19 protein-coding genes are annotated in these 21,122 nt (G+C 72.9%); 9 read left to right on the top strand and 10 right to left on the bottom strand.

The features are described from left to right. Window positions 1-202 precede the first annotated feature (202 nt). Window positions 203-1,546: a competence/damage-inducible protein A gene (locus A3CO_RS0103655; RefSeq protein ID WP_018330876.1), complete on the top strand. Its 1,344-nt coding sequence runs from the start codon at window positions 203-205 to the stop codon at window positions 1,544-1,546. Here A3CO_RS0103655 and A3CO_RS38590 read toward each other — a convergent pair. Next, complete coding sequence (locus tag A3CO_RS38590; RefSeq protein ID WP_169510912.1) at window positions 1,531-1,698, bottom strand: hypothetical protein; 168 nt, start codon at window positions 1,696-1,698, stop codon at window positions 1,531-1,533. The two genes, A3CO_RS0103655 and A3CO_RS38590, sit on opposite strands and share 16 nt — an antisense overlap. A 125-nt stretch (window positions 1,699-1,823) precedes the next feature. Between A3CO_RS38590 and A3CO_RS0103645 the strand changes: the two genes are divergently transcribed. After that, on the top strand, window positions 1,824-2,666 hold the full coding sequence (locus tag A3CO_RS0103645; RefSeq protein ID WP_245561416.1) for an alpha/beta fold hydrolase: 843 nt from the start codon (window positions 1,824-1,826) through the stop codon (window positions 2,664-2,666). Here A3CO_RS0103645 and A3CO_RS0103640 read toward each other — a convergent pair. The 4 genes from A3CO_RS0103640 to A3CO_RS0103625 are packed head-to-tail and all read right to left on the bottom strand — an operon-like array spanning window position 2,663 to window position 7,851. After that, window positions 2,663-4,042 (bottom strand): WS/DGAT/MGAT family O-acyltransferase, encoded by a 1,380-nt coding sequence (locus A3CO_RS0103640; RefSeq protein WP_018330873.1) that lies wholly within the window; start codon window positions 4,040-4,042, stop codon window positions 2,663-2,665. The genes A3CO_RS0103645 and A3CO_RS0103640 overlap by 4 nt on opposite strands. After that, on the bottom strand, window positions 4,039-4,878 hold the full coding sequence (locus A3CO_RS29900) for an alpha/beta fold hydrolase (protein WP_018330872.1): 840 nt from the start codon (window positions 4,876-4,878) through the stop codon (window positions 4,039-4,041). Before A3CO_RS29900 ends, A3CO_RS0103640 begins: the two co-directional genes overlap by 4 nt. Beyond that, complete coding sequence (locus A3CO_RS0103630) at window positions 4,875-6,422, bottom strand: acyl-CoA synthetase (protein ID WP_018330871.1); 1,548 nt, start codon at window positions 6,420-6,422, stop codon at window positions 4,875-4,877. The genes A3CO_RS29900 and A3CO_RS0103630 overlap by 4 nt, the downstream gene beginning before the upstream one ends. 10 nt (window positions 6,423-6,432) lie before the next feature. Beyond that, window positions 6,433-7,851 (bottom strand): aldehyde dehydrogenase family protein, encoded by a 1,419-nt coding sequence (locus tag A3CO_RS0103625; RefSeq protein WP_018330870.1) that lies wholly within the window; start codon window positions 7,849-7,851, stop codon window positions 6,433-6,435. A gap of 90 nt (window positions 7,852-7,941) precedes the next feature. Between A3CO_RS0103625 and A3CO_RS0103620 the strand changes: the two genes are divergently transcribed. Next, window positions 7,942-8,517: a TetR/AcrR family transcriptional regulator gene (locus A3CO_RS0103620; RefSeq protein WP_018330869.1), complete on the top strand. Its 576-nt coding sequence runs from the start codon at window positions 7,942-7,944 to the stop codon at window positions 8,515-8,517. 22 nt (window positions 8,518-8,539) lie between these two features. Further along, window positions 8,540-9,379, top strand: coding sequence for an SDR family oxidoreductase (locus A3CO_RS0103615; protein ID WP_018330868.1), 840 nt, complete (start codon window positions 8,540-8,542; stop codon window positions 9,377-9,379). Window positions 9,380-9,421: 42 nt separating this feature from the next. On the opposite strand, the gene A3CO_RS0103610 is transcribed toward A3CO_RS0103615, so the two are convergent. The 3 genes from A3CO_RS0103610 to A3CO_RS0103600 all read right to left on the bottom strand — a co-directional run bounded on the left by A3CO_RS0103610 (window position 9,422) and on the right by A3CO_RS0103600 (window position 12,692). Then, the gene (locus A3CO_RS0103610) at window positions 9,422-10,675 is read right to left on the bottom strand and encodes a cytochrome P450 (RefSeq protein ID WP_018330867.1); all 1,254 of its coding nucleotides are present in this window, start codon (window positions 10,673-10,675) and stop codon (window positions 9,422-9,424) included. A gap of 95 nt (window positions 10,676-10,770) precedes the next feature. Then, complete coding sequence (locus A3CO_RS0103605; protein WP_018330866.1) at window positions 10,771-10,962, bottom strand: ferredoxin; 192 nt, start codon at window positions 10,960-10,962, stop codon at window positions 10,771-10,773. 206 nt (window positions 10,963-11,168) lie between these two features. Continuing rightward, window positions 11,169-12,692, bottom strand: a complete 1,524-nt coding sequence (locus A3CO_RS0103600) for a long-chain-fatty-acid--CoA ligase (protein ID WP_018330865.1) — start codon at window positions 12,690-12,692, stop codon at window positions 11,169-11,171. Window positions 12,693-12,859: 167 nt separating this feature from the next. Between A3CO_RS0103600 and A3CO_RS0103595 the strand changes: the two genes are divergently transcribed. Next, window positions 12,860-14,002, top strand: coding sequence for an acyl-CoA dehydrogenase family protein (locus tag A3CO_RS0103595; RefSeq protein WP_018330864.1), 1,143 nt, complete (start codon window positions 12,860-12,862; stop codon window positions 14,000-14,002). 36 nt (window positions 14,003-14,038) lie between these two features. Continuing rightward, the gene (locus A3CO_RS0103590; RefSeq protein ID WP_018330863.1) at window positions 14,039-15,079 is read left to right on the top strand and encodes an LLM class F420-dependent oxidoreductase; all 1,041 of its coding nucleotides are present in this window, start codon (window positions 14,039-14,041) and stop codon (window positions 15,077-15,079) included. Between the two features lie 76 nt (window positions 15,080-15,155). Here the strand turns inward: A3CO_RS0103590 and A3CO_RS0103585 are convergent, their stop codons facing one another. After that, entirely contained in the window at window positions 15,156-15,728 is a 573-nt protein-coding gene (locus A3CO_RS0103585) for a TIGR03086 family metal-binding protein (RefSeq protein WP_018330862.1), read from the bottom strand. An 82-nt stretch (window positions 15,729-15,810) separates the two neighbouring features. Here A3CO_RS0103585 and A3CO_RS0103580 point away from each other — a divergent pair, with 82 nt between their 5' ends. Further along, window positions 15,811-16,674, top strand: coding sequence for a helix-turn-helix domain-containing protein (locus A3CO_RS0103580; protein WP_018330861.1), 864 nt, complete (start codon window positions 15,811-15,813; stop codon window positions 16,672-16,674). Between the two features lies 1 nt (window position 16,675). Here A3CO_RS0103580 and A3CO_RS0103575 read toward each other — a convergent pair whose 3' ends face one another. Further along, a complete protein-coding gene (locus tag A3CO_RS0103575) occupies window positions 16,676-17,353 on the bottom strand; it encodes a TetR/AcrR family transcriptional regulator (protein ID WP_018330860.1) in 678 nt (225 codons plus the stop codon). Window positions 17,354-17,593: 240 nt separating this feature from the next. On the opposite strand from A3CO_RS0103575, the gene A3CO_RS0103570 reads away from it, so the two are divergent. Next, complete coding sequence (locus A3CO_RS0103570; RefSeq protein WP_018330859.1) at window positions 17,594-18,802, top strand: acetyl-CoA C-acetyltransferase; 1,209 nt, start codon at window positions 17,594-17,596, stop codon at window positions 18,800-18,802. Window positions 18,803-18,857: 55 nt separating this feature from the next. Then, on the top strand, window positions 18,858-21,023 hold the full coding sequence (locus A3CO_RS0103565) for a 3-hydroxyacyl-CoA dehydrogenase NAD-binding domain-containing protein (RefSeq protein WP_033413637.1): 2,166 nt from the start codon (window positions 18,858-18,860) through the stop codon (window positions 21,021-21,023). Window positions 21,024-21,122 lie beyond the last annotated feature (99 nt).

Raw genomic sequence — 21,122 nt, 5'->3', positions numbered from 1 at the left:
TGACGCTGCAGCGTCACCCCATCAGGTACCCGCTCACTCTACGCAAGAATCCTGACGGATCTGGGGCGCCGTATATCACCCAGAGGAACCAATCCCGGCCAAGAAGTTCGTCGAGCGACCAGCTCGATCACCGTACGGAGCAACGTGCGCACCACCTGGCGTCGTCACCGCCGTCCGGCGGAGCCGGCGCCTCCCTGGTGGGATGACCGGGACGGTCTCGAGCGTCGTCGACGAGGAGGAGCGGATGGCCGCGGGAGCACGGGTCACGGCGGGCATCGTCGCCACCGGCAGCGAGTTGCTCGCGGGCCGGGTGAGGGACGCGAACGGGCCCTGGATCGCCGAGCGGCTGGGCCGGCTCGGGATCGACGTCACCGAGATCGTCCTGGTCGGCGACCGTCCGGAGGAGATGGCGGCGGCGCTCCGGTCGCTCGCCGAGGTCGACCTGGTGGTGACCAGCGGGGGACTCGGGCCCACCGCCGACGACCTCACGGCGGCGGTCGTCGCCGATCTCACGGGCCGCCCGCTGGAGCTCGACGAGCACATGGAGAAGGTGGTCGGCGACATCATCGCCCGCTTCGCCGACCGCCTGCGCTGGGACGCGGACGCCCTCGCGGACGCGAACCGCAAGCAGGCCATGGTGCCCCGCGGCGCCTCCGCGATCCCCCCGGTCGGCACCGCGCCCGGCCTGGCCGTGCCCCCCGGCGACGGGTTCCGTCCCACGGTGCTGGTGCTCCCCGGGCCGCCGCGCGAGGTCCAGGGCATGTGGGACGACGCCGTCGCGTCCGGGCCGATGCAGGCCCTCCTCGAACGCACCGAGCCGTTCGCGGAGACCCACCTGCGACTGTTCGGGGTGCCGGAGTCGGAGATCGCCGCGACCCTGCGGGCCGTCGGCGAGCGCACCGACATCACCCCGCTCGAGATCACCACCTGCCTGCGGGACTTCACCCTCGAGGTCGACCTGCGCCGGGCGCCGGGCGACGAGGCCGCCGCGGTCGCGCACGACGCGGTCGTCGCCGAGATCGACGCCCGCCACGGGTCCGCGGTGTTCTCCCGCACCGGCGAGACGATCGACGAGATCCTCTTCGACCTGCTCTCCGGGCACACCATCGCCACCGCGGAGTCCTGCACCGGCGGCCTGCTGGCGGGCCGCCTGACCGCACCGGCCGGCGCGTCCGCGCACGTCCAGGGCGGCATCGTCTCCTACTCGAACGAGGCGAAGGCGCACCTGCTCGGGGTCCCGCAGCAGGTCCTCGACACGCACGGCGCGGTCTCCACCCAGGCCGTGCAGGCGATGGCCCGGGGGGCGATCGACCGGTTCGGCGTGGACGTGGCCGTGGCCATCTCCGGGATCGCGGGCCCGGGCGGTGGCACCGAGGCGAAGCCGGTGGGCTACGTCTGCTTCTGCGTGCGCACCGCCGACGGCACCGAGATTGTCCGCGACCCGGTTCTCCCCGGTGACCGCGGCGACGTCCGCGAGCGCTCGGTGGTGCTCGCCATGCACCTGGTCCGGCGGATCCTCACGCCCCGGGATCAGGCCGTGAGCTGACGGAAGAACCGGATGATCTGCTCGACCGCTTGGCCGATGGCGGCCAGGACGTTGCGCACCAGGGCGGCGGCGTTGTCCGGCTGGGCGATGACGAAGTAGAGCACGATCGCGACGACGACCAGGATGATCAGGAGTCGCACACGCGGGTTCATCGCGTCCTTCCGCCGGTCGGCACCAGCCACCCGGATCGGGCGCGCGCCGACCGTAACGTGACCATGCCCGCGCGGAGGTGCATCCCGGGACGTGTCGCGGGGTCGGCTCCGGCACGATGTCGACCATGACCCGGATGACCGCGTTCACGCACGGCGCATTGCGCTTCGACGTCGTCGACGCCGGGCCGGCGGACGCCGACACGACGGTGCTGCTGCTCCACGGCTTCCCGCAGACGTCGGCGTCCTGGGCGCCGGTCGCCGCCCGCCTGCACGACGCGGGGCTGCGCACGCTCGCGCCGGACCAGCGGGGCTACTCCCCCGGTGCCCGCCCCGCCGGCCGGCGGGCCTACCGGATCGAGCACCTGGTCGACGACGCGGCCGCCCTGATCGAGTCGTCCGGCGCCGGATCGGTGCACGTGGTCGGGCACGACTGGGGCGCGGTGGTGGCCTGGGCCCTGGCCGCCCACCGGCCCGAGCTCGTGCGCACGGTCACGGGCGTGTCGGTCCCGCACCCGGCGGCGTTCCTGCGCGCGATGTACGCGGGCCCGCAGCTGCCCCACTCCTGGTACATGGGGGCCTTCCAGCTCCCCCGCCTGCCCGAGCTGCTGCTCGGCGACGAGCGGCGTTTCGCGGCGATCCTGCGCCGTACCGGCGCCACCCGGGACCACGCCGCGCGGGACGCCGCCGCCCTCGCCGGGCACGTCACGGGTCCGCTCAACTGGTACCGCGCGCTGCCGTTCGCGGCGCCGGGCTACACCCGGCGCCCGGTCCAGCGCCCGGCCCTGCAGGTGTGGAGCGACGGCGACGGGTTCATCACCCGCGCCGCCGTCGAGAACAACGAGCGGTTCGTGCTCGCGCCCCACCGGCTCGCCGTGCTCCCCGGGATCTCGCACTGGATTCCGGACGAGGCCCCGGACGAGCTGGCCGAGCTCGTCCTGGAGCACGTCGGGGAACGCGCGAGGGACTAGATCGACTCCAGCTCGCGCAGCGCGGTGTCGAGGTGGCCGAGCAGGCGCTGCAGGTGCGGCACCGCGCGCGGGCAGCCCGTCAGCCCGAAGGCCATCTGGTCGGCGTAGCGCAGGAGCGTGATGTTGAGGGCCTGCCCGTCGGCGACCATCGAGACCGGGTAGTTGTCGGTCACCTCGGCGCCGTCGAAGTACTGCTTCTCGTCGGTCGAGGGCACGTTCGAGATGATCAGGTTGACCACGGGCCGGGGCGGCATCGGCAGCATCCGCAGCGTCGGGAGGGCCGCCAGCCCCATCGTGGCCACGTTGAGCGCCACCGACGTCACGGGGTCGAGCGAGCGCAGCGCGGCCTTGCCCTGCGTCATGGAGGCGTGGACCTTGGCCAGCCGCGCGGCGGGGTCCGCGAGATCCGTGCCCAGCACGCAGTAGACCGAGCCCCAGGAGTTCCCCGAGGTCGCCTCGGCGCGCGTGTCCGTGCCCCGCAGCGACACCGGCACCATCGCCACGAGCGAGCTCGCCGGCAGTTCCCCGAGCTCGTCCAGGTAGGCCCGCAGCGCCCCGGACGACATCGCGAGCCCGACGTCGTTGACGGTCACCTCGTGGCGCTTCGCCACGTCGGCGAGGCGCGCGTACGCCCAGCTCTGGCCGGCGAAGCGGCGTTGCCCGGAGAGGCGGTCGTTGAACCGGGTGTGCGGGGCCTGGAAGGCGACCCCGACGTCCCCCGTCGCGACCTGCGCCAGCGCCTTCGCCAGGGCCGGGAGGCCGCCGACGACGCCCCCGGCCATCTCGGCGGCGCCGCGGATCAGGTCGCCGACGGTCCCACCGCCCTGCTCCCTTCCCGACGACGGGTGGGGCCGGCTCTGCGGGTTGCGCCGCCACGGCGGCCGACAGCCGCGGGTGTCGGGGTCGAACGCCAGCCCGGAGACGATGTGCCGGCTCAGGGTGATGCCGTCGAACAGCGAGTGGTGCAGCTTGGTGATCAACGCGAAGCGACCGTCGGCGAGCCCGGTGACCAGCTCGGCCTCCCACAGCGGACGGCTGCGGTCGAGCAGCCGGGCGTGCAGCGCCGAGACGTGCTCGAGGAGTTCGCGCACGCGGCCGGGCGCCGGGAGGGCGGTGCGCCGGACGTGGCTCGCGACGTCGAAGTCCTCGTCGGGCTCCCAGCTCCACGCCCCCGCCGTCGCGAGCGACCGGACGGGCTTGCGGGCGAAGGCGCTCTTCACGTCGGTGGGGTCGACGAGGGTGGCGTACAGCTCGTCGAGCCAGTCCTCGCCGGCGTCCGCCGGGGGCCGGAGGATCTGCAGGGCGGTGACGTGGGTCGGGTTCTCGCGGGACTCGCCGAGGAGGAACAGGGCGTCCTGCGGGGGGACGAGGGTCATGCGAGGGCCTTCTCCGTGGGGTCGGCGGTCCGGGTGACCCCGAGGACGGTGTCGACGACGAGGTCGGGGTCGTCCCACATCGGCACGTGGCCGACGCCGGGGAGACGCACGAACTCGGCGTCGGGGACGACCCGGCGCATCGGGGCGCCGAACGCGCGCCACGGGATCATCCGGTCGTGCTCGGCCCAGGCGATCCGGACCGGGCACGGCAGGTCGCGCAGCACCCGCGTGGTCCCGTGCGCGACGGCCGCGTCGAGCAGCGGCAGCAGGACGTCGCACCCCCGGACGTCGGCGATCATGTCCGGGACGAGGTGGGGGCCGACCCGCTCGCCGTGCTCCATGGTCTTGCGCAGCAGGGCCCGGCGCAGGGCCGGGCTCCCGGCGAGCAGGGGCGCGAACGAGGGGCGGGAGACGACCCGCAGCACCCGGAACGTCCAGAGCAGGCGGCGCAGGTCCCAGCCCGAGCGCCACGCCCCGGCGGGCGACAGCGCCACCGCCGAACGGGCACGGCCGCGGCGGACCAGTTCGATCGCCACCCAGCCGCCGAGGGAGTTCCCGACGACGTGGGCGGTGTCGATGCCCTCGGCGTCGAGCTGGGCGCAGACGCCGTCCGCGAGCCGGTCGATCGAGAACGGGCCGGCCGCGGTGTCCCAGTGCGGGCCGCCGCGGTGCCCGGGCATCGTCGGCGCGAACACGCGGTGCTCCCGCTCGAGCGGCGCGAGCACCGGCTCCCAGCAGCGCCAGGAGACCGACGCGCCGTGCAGCAGGACCAGCGGCGAGCCGGCCCCGCCACGGTGAGCGTCCGTGACCGGGGAGGTGGCCGGAGAGGTGCTCACACCGCACCGGCCGCGGCGTAGCGCTCCCGCAGCTGTCCCTTGACCAGCTTGCCGGTGGGCGTGCGCGGCAGGTCGTCGTCGAACACGAGCCGACGCGGCACCTTGTAGCCCGCGATCCGTCCGCGGAGGTGCTCGAGCAGCTCCTCGGCCAGATCGTCCGACGGCTCCCCCTCCGGGGTGACGACGGCGAGCACCGACTCGCCCATGTCCTCGTCGGGGACCCCGACGACGGCCACGTCGAGCACCCGCGGGTGCAGCGCGAGGGCGTCCTCGATCTCCTGCGGGTAGATGTTCACCCCGCCGGAGATGATCATGAAGCTCTTGCGGTCGGTGAGGTACAGGAAGCCCTCGTCGTCGACGCGGCCGAGGTCGCCGGTCGTCGTCCAGGTGGGGTGCTCCGGGTGCTGCGCGGCGCGCGTCTTCGCCTCGTCGTTGTGGTAGGCGAACGGCACCTCCTCGCGCTCGAAGTACACCGTCCCGACGTCGCCGGTCGGCACCTCGCGCCCGTCGTCGTCGCAGATGTGCAGGACGCCGAGCGCTGCGCGCCCGACCGAGCCGGGGTGGGTCAACCACGTCGGCGAGTCGATCAGCGTGACGCCGTTGGCCTCGGTGGAGGCGTAGTACTCCTGCAGCACCGGGCCCCACCAGTCGATCATCGCCCGCTTCACGTCGACCGGGCACGGGGCCGCGGCGTGCACCACCACCCGCAGGCTCGACACGTCGTAGGCGTCCCGGGTCTCCTGCGGCAGCTTCAGCAGACGCACGAACATCGTCGGCACGAACTGCCCGTGGGTGACGCGGTGGCGGGCGATCGCCGCCAGGGCGGCCTCGGGGTCGAAGCGCTGCATCAGCACCGCGGTGCCGCCGGTCGACTGGATCATCCCGCAGTACCGCAGCGGCGCGGCGTGGTACACCGGCGCCGGGGAGAGGTAGACCGTGTCCTCGTCGAAGCCGTACAACCGGCCGAACACCGCGAGCATCAGGTCGCCGGGCTCGTCGACCTGTCGGTCGGGCAGCGGTGGCTTGATGCCCTTGGGCCGGCCGGTGGTCCCCGAGGAGTAGAGCATGTCGGCACCGCGGGGCTGGTCGGCCAGCGGCCCGGCCGAGGTGGCGGCCAGCAGCGCCGCACCGTCGGCGTACCCGTCGAGGGCGCCGTCGAGGGAGATCCGCTGCTCGACCCCCGGGGTGCGGTCGAGCAGGGCGACGGCGAGCTCGCGCAGCGCCCGCCGCCGCCCGGCGACCACGAGCACGCGGGCGCCGCAGTCGTCGACGATGTAGGCGGCCTCGTCGGGCGCGAGGTGGTGGTTGATGGCCGTGATGTAGAGCCCGGAGCGCTGGGCGGCCCAGTAGACGACGAAGGCCCACGGCGTGTTGTCCGCCAGCATGGCCACGACGTCGCCGCGGCGCAGGCCCTGGTCGTGCAGGGCGCGGGCCAGCCGGGTCGACTCGCGGTCGAGTTCGGCGTAGGTGAGGGTCTCGCCGGTCTCGGCGACGAGGACGGCGGGCCGCTCCGGGGCGGAGGCGGCGAAGGTACCGGGGAACACGCGGGGCCTCCTAGAAGATCTTCCGGAGCAGCTTCCTCGTCGACTCCGCGTACGGCGGGTAGACCAGGGACGGGTCGGGCCAGGTCGGCTTGACGAGCGTGGGGCGCCGGTGGCTGAGGGCCTCGAAGCCCCACTTGCCGTGGTAGGCGCCCATGCCGCTGCGCCCGATGCCGCCGAAGGGCAGCTGCGGGACGAGCACGTGGAACATCGTGTGGTTGGTGACGATCCCGCCGGTCGCGATCCGGTCCCGGACGGCCTCGACCGTCGCGCGGGTCCGGGAGAAGACGTAGGTCGCGAGCGGTCGGGGCCGGGCCGCGAGGAACGCGATCGCCTCGTCCATCGAGTCGACGGTGAGCACCGGCAGGACCGGGCCGAAGATCTCCTCGCGCATGAGGGCCGAGTCGGGGTCCGGGTCGAGGACGACGGTGAGGTCCACGCCGGGGCCCGCCAGGTCGCCCGCGCCTGCCGTCGTGACCCCGGTGTCGCCGCCCAGGACCACGCGGCCCCCGTGGCCGGCGAGCAGGCCGCGGACGCGGGCGCCGTGACGGTCGTCGACCACCCGCATCGCGAGGTCGCCCTCCCGCATCTCCCGGGCTGCCGCGGTGAACCCGGCGAGGAAGGCGTCGACGACGTCGCGGTGCACGAGGACGTAGTCGGGCGCGACGCAGGTCTGCCCGGAGTTCATGAGCTTCGTCCAGGCCACGCGGCGGGCGGCGACCGCGACGTCGGCGCTCGCGTCGACGATCGTCGGGCTCTTGCCCCCGAGCTCCAACGTGACCGGGGTCAGTGTGCGGGCGGCGGTCGCCATGACCTCCGCCCCCACCTCGGGGCTCCCGGTGAAGAAGACGTGGTCCACCCCGGCGCCGATCAGCTCCTGGGTCTCGGCCGGGCCGCCCTGCACCACCGTCACGGCCTGCGGGTCGAGGTACCGGGGCACCAGCCGCTCCAGCGCGGCGGCCGTCGCGGGGGCGTACTCGCTCGGCTTGAGCACCGCGGTGTTCCCCGCGGCGAGGGCCGCGACCAGCGGGGCGAGCGTCAGGTACACCGGGTAGTTCCAGGGCCCGATGATCGCCACGACGCCCAGCGGCTCCGGGCGCCAGGTCCCGACGGCGGGTACCACGCCCACCGGCACGCCGGTCACCCGCGTGCGGGCCCACCACCCGAGGTGGCGGCGGGCGTGGCGCGACTCGGCCGCGGTCGACGACAGGTCCGCCAGCCACGCGTCGACCGCCGGGCGCCCGAGGTCGGCCGCGAGCGCGGCGACGAGCTCCTCCTCGGCCTCGGCGAGCAGGCGTTCGAGGGCGGCGAGCTGCGTCCGGCGCCAGCGCAACGGGCGGGTGCGTCCCGAGTCGTACGCCGCCCGGGCACTGCGGACCGCGTCCCCGACGGTGGTGCGGGCGGGGGCCCGCTCGGCCAGGTCCTCCGACATCGACGTCCTCCTCGACGGCACGCCCGGGGGCGGAACCACAACGTATAGTGCGTTACGGCCGTGGATCAAGACCGTGGGAAGGAGCCCGGCATGTCCCGGACGGCGTCCCCCGAGACCTACTTCGCCGCCGCGATGCGCCTGCTCGCGGGCCCCGGGCTGCCCGCCCTCCGGATCGGTCGCCTGTGCCGCGAGGTGGGCGTGACCAGCGGGAGCTTCTACCACCACTTCGGCAACTGGGACGGCTTCGTCGCGGGTCTGCTCGAGCACTGGACGCAGGAGGAGGTGCACCGGCTGGTGGAGCTGGTGCGCCGCGAGTCCGACCCCGTCGAGCGGGTGGAGCTGATGAAACGGCTCGCCCTGACCGTCCCGCACGAGGCCGAGACGGCCATCCGGCGGTGGGCCGGCACCGACGAGGTCGTCGCCGCGGCCCAGCAGCGCGTCGACGACCTGCGCCGCGACGCCCTGCGCGAGGTGCTCGCCCCGCTGATCGCCGACGAGGAGCTGACCGCGACGCTCGCCGAGGTCGCGCTCAGCGTGCTCGTCGGCCACCAGCAGCTGCACCACTCCGGCCCGCCCGTGGACCTCGCCGCGCAGCTCGACCAGTTCGAGGTCCTCGTCCGCGGCCATGCCACCGCGGCGCTCGAGCGCCGCGTGTCGACCGACTGACCCCATCTGCGAGAGGACCCCCGTGTCGCGCCACCCCGATCTCACCGGACTCGTCGTCGCCGTCACCGGAGGGGCCCGCGGCATCGGGCTCGCGACCGCGCGGGCGCTGGTGGCCCGCGGCGCCCTCGTCGCGATCGGGGACCTCGACGCCGAGCACACCGCCGCGGTGGCGACCGGGGTCGACCCGACCGGGACCCGCGTCGTGGGCCTGCCGCTCGACGTCGCCGATCGGGCGTCGTTCGCGGCCTTCCTGGAGGCGGTCACCACCGCCCTGGGGCCGGTCGACGTGCTCGTCAACAACGCCGGGATCATGCCGCTCGGCCCGCTCGTGGACGAGACCGACGCCCGCGCCCGCCGCATCGTCGACGTGAACCTGCACGGCGTGCTGCACGGCGTGAAGCTCGCCGCCCCCGCGATGGTCGCCCGCGGTCGCGGTCACATCGTCAACGTGTCGTCCGCGGTCGGTCGGGTCGCGCTCGCGGGCGCCGCCACCTACAGCGCGACGAAGTACGCCGTCGTCGGGCTCACCGAGGCCCTGCGCTCGGAACTCGAGGGCACCGGGGTGGACGCGTCGGTGGTGATCCCGATGATCGTCTCGACCGAGCTCGGCTCCGGGCTGGGGACGGTCACGGGGCAGCGCACCGTGAGCGCCGAGGAGGTGGCCGAGGCGATCGTGGCGGTGATCCGCCGCCCGCGCTTCGAGACCTGGGTCCCGTCCACGGGCCGCCCGCTGTACGTGGCGATGACCCTCCTGCCGCGCGCGGTGCGCGACGGTCTCTCCGGCCTGCTCGGGGCGGCGAAGGTGCTCGCCCGCGCCGACGTTGACGCGCGCCGGGCCTACGACGAGCGCGTCGGGGCCTGACGGCGGGCGGGTCCGACGGCCGCGACCGCCGGGCCCGCGCCGTCAGCGGTGGAGCTGGATCGGCAGGGACTTCACCGCGTTGACGAAGTTGCTCGTCAGACGGGCGGGCTCGCCGACCTCGAAGTCGGGCACGACGGCGAGCAGGCGCCGCCAGACCTCACGCAGCTGGGTGCGGGCGAGCTGGTTGCCCATGCAGAAGTGCGGCCCACCGCCACCGAAGCCCTGGTGCGGGTTCGGGTCACGGCCGACGTCGAACCGCAGCGGGTCGGCGAACACCTCGGTGTCGCGGTTGCCGGACTCGTAGAACATGACGACCTTGTCGCCCGCCGCGATCCGCTGCCCGCCGAGCTCGGTGTCCTCCGTGGCCGTGCGGCGGAACGTCAGCACCGGGGAGGCCCAGCGGACCATCTCCTCGACCGCGGTCCCCATCAGCGCGTCGGGGTCGGCGGCGAGACGGCGGCGTTCGTCGCGGAACTCGGTCAGCGCGACGGCGGTGTGGGCGATGGTGTTGCGGGTCGTGTCGTTGCCGGCGACCGAGAGCAGCACGAAGAAGGCGCCGATCTCCGCGTCGGTCAGCCGCTGCCCGTCGACCTCGGCCTGCACGAGGGCGGTCATGAGGTCGTCCTGCGGGTGCGCGCGGCGCTCCTCGGCGAGCTGCAGGCCCGGTCCGGTCAGCGCGAACATGGCCTGGCCCATGAGCTCCAGCGGGTCGTCGACGCCGTGGGCGGCCCGGACCTCGGCGTCGTTCGCCGACACCAGCAGGTCGGCGGCCTCGGCGAGGTCGCTCTGCTGCTCGACGGGCAGTCCCATCATGTCGTAGATCATCGCCATCGGGAGGCGTCGACAGACGAGCTGGACGAAGTCGCCGTCCCCGTGCTCCAGCATCTCGTCGACGATCGTCGCGGCCCGCGCCGCGATCGTGTCCTCGAGCTTCGCGATCCGCTTCGGGGTGAACGCCGAGCCGACGATCTTGCGCAGTTGGGTGTGCCGCGGCGAGTCCATCGCGAGGAACGACTGGCTGGCCTCCAGCAGATCCGGCGGCGCGTCCTGGAACTGGACGCCCTGCCGCGAGCAGAACAGCTTCGGGTTCTTGGAGACGTACGCGATGTCGGCGTGGCGGACGACGGCCCAGAACCCGCCCTCGCCCTCGGGTCTGCCCATGACGCCCTCGGGCGCGGGGTGCCAGCTGACCGGGGCCTCCGTCCGGAGCGGGGCGAACGTCTCCTCGCGCTCGGCGGTCGACCGCGACCAGAAGTCGAGCGACGACAGGTCGAGCTGGTCGGGGGCAGTGGTCATGGTGGGGTCGACTCCTCGCGTCCGTCGGCGGTGGCGGACCCCCGCCGCGGAGCGTGGTGGTGGGCGGCGGGGGCGCGGGCGGGGCGGTGCGGCGGTCAGTCCTGCAGAGAGAGCGCCTCGGTGGGGCACGCCTCGCAGGCCTGCCGGATCTCGTCCTCGCGACCGTCCGGCACCTCGGTGAGGTGCAGGGTCAGCGACCCGTCGTCCTCGACCTCGAAGACGTCCGGCGCGATCGACTCGCACATGCCCAGCCCGCTGCACCGGTCGTAGTCCACGACGATCTTCATGAGTGCCTCCGTTCGGAACGACGACGTCGAGCCACCGTAACATGAACTACGGTACGGACGCGACCGACGTCACATCAGCCGCCCTGTACCCGGACGGCGACGTTCGAGTGACGATCGGAGTCGCCCGCGGCGCGTGATCTCGGTGTCGGTGGCACTCCGGCACCGGAGCCGGCGGCACCGGCCCGCGCAGCGGGGGCGACCCGACGTCAGGAAGGCTCGCCGCCGTACTGCGCGCGCAGGTCCTTCTTGAGGATCTTGCCCGTCGCGTTGCGGGGCAGCGCGTCGACGACGTCCACCGAGCGGGGCCGCTTGAAGCCCGCGATGCGCTCCTTGGTCCACGCCACGAGCTCGTCGGGGTCGATCGTCCGGCCCTCGTGCGCGACGACGACCGCCTTGACCTCCTCGCCCCACTTCTCGTGGGGCACGCCGATCACGGCCACGTCGGCGACGGCGGGGTGCTGCGCGACGACGTTCTCCACCTCGATCGGGTACACGTTCTCCGCGCCGGTGACGATCATGTCCTTGATCCGGTCGGTCAGGAACAGGTAGCCCTCCTCGTCGAGGTAGCCGCCGTCGCCCGTGCGGAGCCAGCCGTCGGGGGTGAGCGCCTTCTCCGTCTCCTCCGGGCGCCGCCAGTAGCCCGCCGTCACCTGCGCGGAGCGGATGTACACCTCCCCGATCTCGTTCGGCCCGAGGTCCTCCTCGTCGCGCACGATCTTGAGCTCCACCCACGGGTAGGCCTTGCCGGCCGAGCGCATCAGGTGGGCGCGCGGACCGTCCGGGTCGTGGTCCTCGGGGTCGAGCTGGGTGATCGCGCCGGTGGTCTCGGTGGCGCCGTACACCTGGAACAGCGGCGCCTTGAACGTCTCGAGCACCGTGTTCAGCACCGTGCCGGTGATCGGCGACGCGCCGTAGGCCACCGCACGCAGCCGGGACCAGTCGCGGTCGGCCGCGCCGGGGACGCCGCAGAGCATCTGCAGCACGGCGGGCACGAGGAACGCGTTCGAGACGCGCTCCTGCTCCATGGTGTCGAGCAGCTGCTCGGGGACGATGTCGGCGACGAGCACCACGCGGGCCCCGAAGGACAGGCACACCAGCGCGAAGCCCGAGCCGCCGATGTGGAAGAGCGGCATCGCGCAGAGGCCGACCGAGTCGTCGTCGAAGCCCCAGTGCCCGCCGACCGAGAGCAGCGCGGAGAAGTTGCCGTGCGCGAGCAGCACGCCCTTGGCCCGCCCCGTGGTGCCGGAGGTGTAGAGCTGCAGCACCGCGTCGTCGTCCTGCGCGTCCGGCGACGGGTCCACCCGGTCGGTCAGGCCGTCGACCCACGCCTCGTAGTCCTCCCCGACGACGAGGACCTCCCGCTCACCGAGCTTCTCGCGGAGGCCCGCGAACTCCGGGCCCAGGACGACGAGGCCCGCCTCGGCGTCGTCGGTCAGGTCGATCAGCTCGGCCGGGGTGAGCCGCAGGTTCAGCGGCGCCACCGCGGCCCGGACCGCCGCCGCGCCGAAGAGCAGCTCGAAGAACGGGGTCGCGTTCTTGCCGATCCACACCACCCGGCCGCCCTCACCGAGCCCCAGCGCACGCAGGCCCCCCGCGACCCGGGCGGAGCGGTCCTCGAGCTCGGCGTAGGTCAGGCGGGTGTCGCCGGCGGTGAGGGCGACCCGGTCACCGTGCTCGCGGGCGTGGTCGCGCACGACGTCGGTGAGGCGGAACGGGGCGGACGCGGTCACGACGTCTCCTCGGGAGCGGGAATCGGACGAAACGGGTGCGTGGTGATCGCCGACACACCGCCTGCGGCACCGTAGCCGTCCCGCGCGGGGAGCCGGAAGAGTCAGGCTTGACTGTTACCGTTGGGTCCGGGGACGCTGGGGCCACACCCCGCGAGAGGAGCACGCCCGTGGAGCGCACGATCTTCACCGACGAACACCAGGCGTTCCGGGAGATGGTGCGCGACTTCCTGGAGAAGGAGGTCGCGCCCCACCACGAGGAGTGGGAGAGCCAGGGGCACGTCAGCCGGGAGGTCTGGCTGCAGGCGGGCAAGACCGGTCTGCTCGGCCTGGACGTCCCGGAGCGCTTCGGCGGCGGCGGCTCCGACGACCTGACGTTCCTGTGGATCCTGTCCGAGGAGATCGCCCGCGGCGGGTTCTCCGGGCTGGGCTTCCCGCTCGCGAACGACGTCGTCACGCCCTATCTCACCGAGCTCACCACCGAGGAGCAGAAGGAGCGCTGGCTGCCGCGCTTCTGCTCGGGCGAGATGATCACGGCCATCGCCATGACCGAGCCGGGCACCGGCTCCGACCTGCAGGGCATCCAGACCCGCGCGGTCCGCGACGGCGACGAGTGGGTCATCAACGGCGCGAAGACCTTCATCACCAACGGCATCATGTCCGACCTGGTGATCGTCGTCGCCAAGACCGATCCCGACGCCGGGTCCCGCGGCTTCTCGCTGATCGCGGTCGAGCGCGACACCCCGGGCTTCGAGCGGGGACGCAACCTCGACAAGATCGGCATGAAGGCCCAGGACACCGCCGAGCTGTCGTTCACCGACTGCCGCGTGCCCGCCTCGAACCTCCTCGGCGAGGAGGGCCAGGGCTTCATCTACCTGATGCAGAACCTGCCCCGCGAGCGGCTCTCCATCGCGATCGCCGCGGCCGCCGGGGCCGAGAAGGTCCTCGAGGACACGATCGCCTACGTCAAGGAGCGCACCGCGTTCGGGCGGCCCATCGCGTCGCTGCAGAACACGCGGTTCAAGGTCGCCGAGCTGACCACGAAGCTCGCCGTCACCCGCGCCTTCGTCGACCGCTGCATCACCGAGCTCAACGCGAAGACGCTCGGGCCCGCCGAGGCGTCCATGGCGAAGTACTGGGCGTCGGAGACCGCCAAGGAGGTCATCGACCAGTGCCTCCAGCTGCACGGCGGCTACGGCTACATGCGCGAGTACCCGGTGGCCAAGGCGTTCCTCGACAACCGGGTGCAGACCATCTATGGCGGGACCACCGAGATCATGAAGGAGATCATCGGGCGGATCGTCCTCGCCTGAGTCAGTGCCGACTCGTTCGTCGAAGGGAACCGAGCAGTGAAGATCGGGATGAGCCTCGCCTACAGCGGTGAGGGGTTCCGCGAGACCGTCGATCAGCTCGTCGAGCTGGAGAAGGCCGGCCTCGACGCGGTCGCGGTCCGCGAGGCGTACACGTTCGACGCCATCAGCCAGATCGGCTACATCGCGGCCCGCACGGAGCACCTCGAGCTCGCCAGCGGGATCATCCAGATCTACACGCGGACCCCGTCGCTCACGGCGATGACGGCGGCGGGCCTCGACTACGTCTCGGACGGCCGCTTCACCCTCGGGATCGGGGCCAGCGGCCCGCAGGTGATCGAGGGCTTCCACGGCATCCGCTACGACGCCCCGCTCGGCCGCACCCGCGAGATCGTCGACATCTGCCGTCAGGTGTGGCGCCGGGAGAAGGTCCAGTACTCCGGCAGGTACTACGAGGTGCCGCTCGCGCCGGAGAAGGGCACCGGGCTGGGCAAGCCACTCAAGCTCATCAACCACCCGGTGCGCGCCGACATCCCGATCCTGCTCGCAGCGCTCGGGCCGAAGAACGTGCAGCTGGCCGCGGAGCTCGTGCAGGTGTGGGAGCCGCTGTTCTTCCACCCGGGCAAGGCGCACGAGATCTGGGGCGAACCGCTCGCGGCCGGGAAGGCGAAGCGGGCGCCCGAGCTCGGGCCGCTGGGCATCTCGACCGCGGTCGGCCTCGCGATCGGCCCGGGCGCCGGCGAGATGCTGCAGTACGTCAAGCCGACCATGGCCCTCTACGTCGGCGGCATGGGCGCGAAGGACCAGAACTTCTACAACCAGCTCATGCAGCGGTACGGCTACGTCGACGAGGCCGAGAAGATCCAGGACCTCTACCTCGCGGGCAGGAAGGAGGAGGCGGCGGCGGCCGTCCCCGACGAGCTGGCGCACGCGGTGTCGCTGGTCGGCACCGAGGACGAGGTCCGCACGCAGCTCAAGCAGTTCGCCGAGGCCGGGGTCACGCAGCTCAACATCATGCCGCTCCACCCCGGGCACGAGAACGTGCGCTCGCAGCTGGAGACGCTCAAGTCGCTGATCTGAGCCGTCCCGGTCCCTGACAGGGCGTCGTCGCCGTCACCGGACGACGGCGACGACGCTCTCCTGTCCCGGCGGAGCCTCAGGCGGACCACTGCGGGTCACGGCCGGAGATCGCGACAAGCCGATCCAGCGCCGGGGCGTCGTCGGGCACCGGCACCCGCGGCGCGAACGGCTTGCCCTCGCCCTGGTAGTCGGGCGTCAGCATCATCGGGGCGAAGGCCAGCGACGCCTCGAGCCCCCGCTCGTCCGGCGACCACGGCCGGCCCAGCGCCACGGCCAGGTCCCAGCCGTGCACCTGGTACTCCCAGAGGATCATCGACAGCGCCATCTCCCCCGGCATGGCCGCCTCGCCGAGGGAGAGCGGGCGCCCGGCCGCGCCACCGGCCAGCGCCTCGTCGAGGACGGTCGCCGCGGCCCGGACCGCGTCGGCCCGGTCGCCCTCGACGTCGGTCGGCCCGGCCGGCGCCCGACCCTGCGGGTCGGCGTAGCCGGCCGCGAACGTCGTGGACCAGCCGACCACGTGGTCGGCGAGTGCCGCGACGTCGAACGCGGTGCAGGGCGTCGGCGCGTGCCACGCGTCGCCGTCGACGTCGTCGAGGAGGGCGGCCAGGTCGGTGAGGACGGCGTGCACGTGGCTGCGGGTGTCGGTCATGGCCCGGGAGCCTGCCGCCGCGACCCGCCGTCGGGATTGAACTTCCGCGACACCTCGGCGGACCCCGGAGGACACTGCCCCCATGACCGGTCCGGCCCCCGTGGACCGCGACAGCCGCGGGATCCTCGACCCCTGGCTGCTGCGACAGCGCGTGGCGTTCGCGCGCTACCCGCCCACGCCGGGACTCGACGGGCTCGTCGACCGCTTCTGGGCCGTCCGCTGGAACCTCCCCGCCGACGTCGAGCACCGACAGGAGGTGCTCACCCACCCCGCCGTGAACCTGAGCGTGGGCACCCCGGACGCCCGCACCCGTCGTCGCGGACCGGAGGCCCGGGTCACGGGGGTGGCGACCGACCTGGTCGACCGGGCGCTCGCCGGGCAGGGCTGGACGGTCGCGATGATGTCGACGGTCGGGGGCTTCGGCGCCCTCGTCGACGACGCCGCCGCGCTGCGGGACCGCGTCGTCGACGTCGAGGAGGTCGGCCTGGACGGCGCGGCGCTCGTCGCGCGGGTGGGCGGTCCCGACGACGAGGCGGCGCGGGTGGCCGAGCTCGCCGCGGCCGTCGAGGCCGCGGTGGCCGAGGTGGCCGACGCCGACACCGGCCGCGTCGAGCAGGCCCGGGAGGTCGCCGCGGTCGCGCGTGTCGCCGAGACCGACCGGGAGGTCCGCCGCCTGGACGACCTCGCGGCCAGGTCGGGCATCGGCGGGCGGAGCCTGCAGCGGTCGTTCGCCCGGTGCGCGGGGGTCTCGCCGACGTGGGTGATCCGGCGGTACCGCCTGCTCGAGGCCGCGGAGGCGGTGCGGGACGGGGCGCGGGTCAGCTGGCCCGAGGTCGCCGCGGCGCTGGGTTACGCCGACCAGGCCCACCTCGTCCGGGACTTCCGCGCGGCGCTCGGACGCACGCCGGAGGCCTACGCGCGGGCGGTCCGCCGCGACGGGCCGTAGCTCAGAGCAGGAGGACCCGGCACATCTGCTTCCACTGGGCGACGTGCGGGTCGGTCGCCGCCTCGCGCGGGTCGAAGCCGTACGTGAGCGCCACCCCGCGCATCGCGGTCAGCAGCATCTCGCGGACCATCGGGTAGTTCTCGTGCTCCGCGTACGCCTCGAACACGGCGTCGAGGGTCTGGCGGATGGCGGCGCCGAGCCGCCGCTCGGCGGGCAGCAGCGCCGCGGCGAGCGCGGGGTCGGTGCGGGCCGCCGTCCAGAGTTCGGTCGAGGCCCAGAAGTAGGGCTCCTGGTAGGTGGCCCACATGACGTCGACGATGCGGTCGAGGCGGGCGCCCGGGTCGTCGGCCCGGTCGGGCAGCTCGGCCGAGGCCAGGCCGTCGGAGGCGAAGCGGGTGGCCGCGAGGTGCTGGGCGGCCGCGACGAGCAGCGTCTCCTTCGACGGGAAGTGGTGCAGCAGGCGCCCGCGGGAGACCCCGGCCCGCGCCTGGATCGTCAACGTCGTGGTCCCGGCGTAGCCGGACTCGACCAGACACGCGACCGCGGCGTCGAGGATGCGCAGGCGGCTGTCGGTGGTGCGCTGCTCGCGCGAGCGTCGGACCGTGGCCCCGCGGCGCGCACCGGTCTCGGCGGCTCCCGACGACGACGCCGCGGCGCTCGCCCCGTTCCCTGCGGCCATGCGGTCCTCCCCTCGGGTGCCCGGCAGCGACGAATCGTCGCCGACCGTACGCCTGACGGTCAACGTTGACCGTCAGTGCGGCGTGGCGGGCGGCGCCGGGTGGAGGCGCTCTTCCTCCGATCCCTACCCGCCGGTAACGTCACCCGGGACCCCGTTGACACCTGACACAAACAGTCCATCATGACTGTCAGGAGCACGGAGCTCTCCCGGTGCTCGACGCCGTACGAAGGGACACCACCCGTGACCGAGGCATTCATCTACGACGCCATCCGCACCCCGCGCGGACGGGGGAAGGCGACCGGGTCCCTGCACTCGGTCAAGCCCGTCTCGCTGGTCGTCGGCCTGCTCGACGAGCTCAAGGCGCGCAACCCCGAGCTCCAGCCCGAGCAGGTGGAGGACGTCGTCCTCGGCTGCGTCTCGCCGGTCGGCGACCAGGGCGGCGACATCGCCAAGACGGCGACGATCGCCGCGGGCTACCCCGACACCACGGGCGGCGTCCAGCTCAACCGCTTCTGCGCCTCCGGTCTCGAGGCCGTGAACCAGGCCGCGCAGCGCGTCGCCTCCGGCTGGGAGGACCTCATCATCGGCGGCGGCGTCGAGTCGATGTCCCGCGTCCCGATGGCCTCCGACGGCGGGCCGTGGGCCATGGACCCGGAGACCAACTTCGCCACCAGCTTCGTGCCGCAGGGCATCGGCGCCGACCTCATCGCGACCCTCGAGGGCTTCTCGCGCGAGGACGTGGACGCCTACGCGCTGGAGTCGCAGACCCGCGCCGCCAAGGCCTGGGCCGACGGCGCGTTCGACAAGTCGATCGTCCCCGTCAAGGACCGCAACGGCCTGACGGTCCTCGACCACGACGAGCACATGCGCGAGACCACGATGGAGGGCCTCTCCGGCCTCAAGCCGTCGTTCGCCGGCATCGGTGAGATGGGCGGCTTCGACGCCGTCGCGCTGCAGAAGTACCACTGGGTCGAGCAGATCAACCACGTCCACCACGGCGGCAACTCGTCGGGCATCGTCGACGGCGCCGCCCTCGTGCTGGTCGGCAGCGAGGCGGCCGGCAAGAAGAACGGCCTCACCCCGCGCGCCCGCATCGTCGCCACCGCCGTCTCCGGCGCCGACCCGACGATCATGCTCACCGGCCCGACGCCCGCCTGCCACAAGGTGCTCGCGAAGGCCGGCCTCACGGTCGACGACATCGACCTGCTCGAGATCAACGAGGCGTTCGCCGCCGTGCCGATGAAGCTCATGAAGGACCTGGGCTTCCCGCACGAGCGCACCAACGTCATGGGCGGCGCCATTGCCCTCGGCCACCCGCTGGGCGCCACCGGCGCGATGATCATGGGCACGATGGTCGACGAGCTCGAGCGCCGCGACCTGCGCCGCGCCCTCGTCACGCTGTGCATCGGCGGCGGCATGGGTGTCGCCACCATCATCGAGCGCGTCTGATCCCGCCCCACCACCACCTCGTAGCGAAGGAGCACGAAGAGCAGTGAGCGACAACATGTTCCGGTGGGAGCAGGACGGCGACGGCATCGTCACGCTGACGATGGACGACCCGGACGCGTCGGCCAACACCATGAACGCCCGGTTCGGCACCGACCTGGAGGCCACGCTCGGCCGCCTCGAGGCCGAGAAGGACTCGATCGCGGGCGTCGTGCTGACCAGCGCGAAGAAGACCTTCTTCGCCGGCGGCAACCTCGAGGACCTGCGGAACTACGGACCGTCGGAGGCCCAGAAGGCCTACGACCAGTCCCAGGCCATCAAGACCGCGCTGCGCCGTCTGGAGACCTTCGGCAAGCCGGTCGTCGCGGCCATCAACGGCGCCGCGCTCGGCGGCGGCCTCGAGATCGCCCTCGCGACCCACCACCGCATCGCCCTCGACGTCAAGGGCTCGAAGATCGGCCTCCCCGAGGTCACCCTCGGTCTGCTGCCCGGGGGCGGCGGCGTGGTGCGCACCGTGCGGCTGCTCGGCATCGCCGACGCCCTGCTGCAGGTGCTGCTCCAGGGACAGCAGCGCTCGCCCGCGGCCGCGAAGGAGGTGGGCCTCGTCGACGAGGTCGTCGACACCCCCGAGGAGCTGCTCGGCAAGGCCAAGGAGTGGGTGAAGGCCAACCCGCAGGCCGTGCAGCCGTGGGATGTCAAGGGCTACCGGATCCCCGGCGGCACGCCGTCGGTGCCGAAGTTCGCGGCCAACCTCCCCGCGTTCCCGGCCAACCTGCGCAAGCAGCTCAAGAACGCCCCGATGCCGGCGCCGTACAACATCATGTGCGCCGCGGTCGAGGGCTCGCAGGTCGACATCGACAACGCCGCCAGGATCGAGTCGCGCTACTTCGCCGACCTCGTCGTCGGGCAGGTCTCGACGAACATGATCAACGCGTTCTTCTTCGACCTGCAGTCGATCACCAAGGGCGGCTCCCGCCCCGACGGCCACGAGAAGTTCAGCGCCTCCAAGGTCGTCGTGCTCGGCGCCGGGATGATGGGCGCGGGCATCGCCTACTCGTGCGCCGTCGCGGGCATCGAGGTCGTCCTCAAGGACGTCTCGCTCGCGAACGCCGAGAAGGGCAAGGACTACTCGAAGAAGATCCTCGACAAGGCGGTCTCCCGGGGCAAGCAGACCCAGGAGAAGGCCGACGCGATCCTCGCCCGGATCACGCCGACCGAGAAGCCCGAGGACGCGCAGGGTGCCGACCTCGTCATCGAGGCCGTCTTCGAGAGCCCCGACCTCAAGAAGAAGGTCTTCGCCGAGATCTACCCGTACCTCGCGCCCGACGCGGTGCTCGGGTCGAACACCTCGACGCTGCCGATCACCGATCTCGCGACCGGGGTCGAGCGGCCCGAGGACTTCGTCGGCCTGCACTTCTTCTCGCCGGTCGACAAGATGCCGCTGCTGGAGATCATCTCCGGCGAGAAGACCTCCGACGCCACGCTGGCGAAGGCCGTCGACATCGCGCTGCAGATCCGCAAGACCCCGATCGTCGTCTCCGACTCGCGCGGGTTCTTCACCAGCCGCGTCATCGGGACGTTCCTCAACGAGGCCATCGCCATGCTGGGCGAGGGCGCGTCGCCGGCGGCCATCGAGCAGGCCGGCTCGCAGGCGGGCTACCCCGCGCCGCCGCTGCAGCTGATGGACGAGCTGACGCTCACGCTGCCCCAGAAGATCCGCCAGGAGACCCGCAAGGGCGTCGAGGCCGCGGGCGGTGTCTGGGACGAGCACCCCTCGGAGCCGATCGTCGACCGGATGGTCGAGCTCGGCCGCAAGGGCCGCTCCTCGGGCGCCGGGTTCTACGACTACGACGAGTCCGGCAAGCGCACTCGCCTCTGGACAGGACTCGCCGATGAATTTCATGGCGCCACGGACTCGGACGGCCTGCCGTTCGAGGACATGAAGGAGCGGATGCTCTTCGCCGAGGCCCTCGAGACGGTGAAGTGCTTCGACGAGGGTGTCCTGCACACCATCGCCGACGCCAACATCGGCTCGATCATGGGCATCGGCTTCCCGGCCTGGACCGGCGGCGTGGCGCAGTACATCGACGGCTACCCGGGCGGCCTGCCCGGCTTCGTCGAGCGCGCGCGCATCCTCGCCAAGGGCTACGGCGACCGGTTCACCCCGCCGGCGTCGCTCGTCGAGAAGGCGGAGAAGGGCCAGAACTTCCGCGACTCGATCTGACCCTCGCGCGACCCACGAACGGCCCGTTCGTCACGTTCTCCCGTGACGAACGGGCCGTTCGTCGTATCCGTGACCGACACTTCCGGTCAGCGCTGACTG

This window comes from Actinomycetospora chiangmaiensis DSM 45062 (assembly GCF_000379625.1).
In the GTDB taxonomy this organism is placed as follows: Bacteria; Actinomycetota; Actinomycetes; order Mycobacteriales; family Pseudonocardiaceae; genus Actinomycetospora; species Actinomycetospora chiangmaiensis.
This window is presented reverse-complemented; position numbering and strand designations above follow the sequence as displayed.

Coding starts and splice junctions, on each gene's coding strand:
- A3CO_RS0103655 (WP_018330876.1), top strand. CDS start 203: ATGACCGGGACGGTCTCGAGCGTCGTCGACGAGGAGGAGCGGATGGCC.
- A3CO_RS38590 (WP_169510912.1), bottom strand. CDS start 1,698: ATGAACCCGCGTGTGCGACTCCTGATCATCCTGGTCGTCGTCGCGATC.
- A3CO_RS0103645 (WP_245561416.1), top strand. CDS start 1,824: ATGACCCGGATGACCGCGTTCACGCACGGCGCATTGCGCTTCGACGTC.
- A3CO_RS0103640 (WP_018330873.1), bottom strand. CDS start 4,042: ATGACCCTCGTCCCCCCGCAGGACGCCCTGTTCCTCCTCGGCGAGTCC.
- A3CO_RS0103625 (WP_018330870.1), bottom strand. CDS start 7,851: ATGTCGGAGGACCTGGCCGAGCGGGCCCCCGCCCGCACCACCGTCGGG.
- A3CO_RS0103620 (WP_018330869.1), top strand. CDS start 7,942: ATGTCCCGGACGGCGTCCCCCGAGACCTACTTCGCCGCCGCGATGCGC.
- A3CO_RS0103610 (WP_018330867.1), bottom strand. CDS start 10,675: ATGACCACTGCCCCCGACCAGCTCGACCTGTCGTCGCTCGACTTCTGG.
- A3CO_RS0103605 (WP_018330866.1), bottom strand. CDS start 10,962: ATGAAGATCGTCGTGGACTACGACCGGTGCAGCGGGCTGGGCATGTGC.
- A3CO_RS0103585 (WP_018330862.1), bottom strand. CDS start 15,728: ATGACCGACACCCGCAGCCACGTGCACGCCGTCCTCACCGACCTGGCC.
- A3CO_RS0103580 (WP_018330861.1), top strand. CDS start 15,811: ATGACCGGTCCGGCCCCCGTGGACCGCGACAGCCGCGGGATCCTCGAC.
- A3CO_RS0103575 (WP_018330860.1), bottom strand. CDS start 17,353: ATGGCCGCAGGGAACGGGGCGAGCGCCGCGGCGTCGTCGTCGGGAGCC.
- A3CO_RS0103565 (WP_033413637.1), top strand. CDS start 18,858: ATGTTCCGGTGGGAGCAGGACGGCGACGGCATCGTCACGCTGACGATG.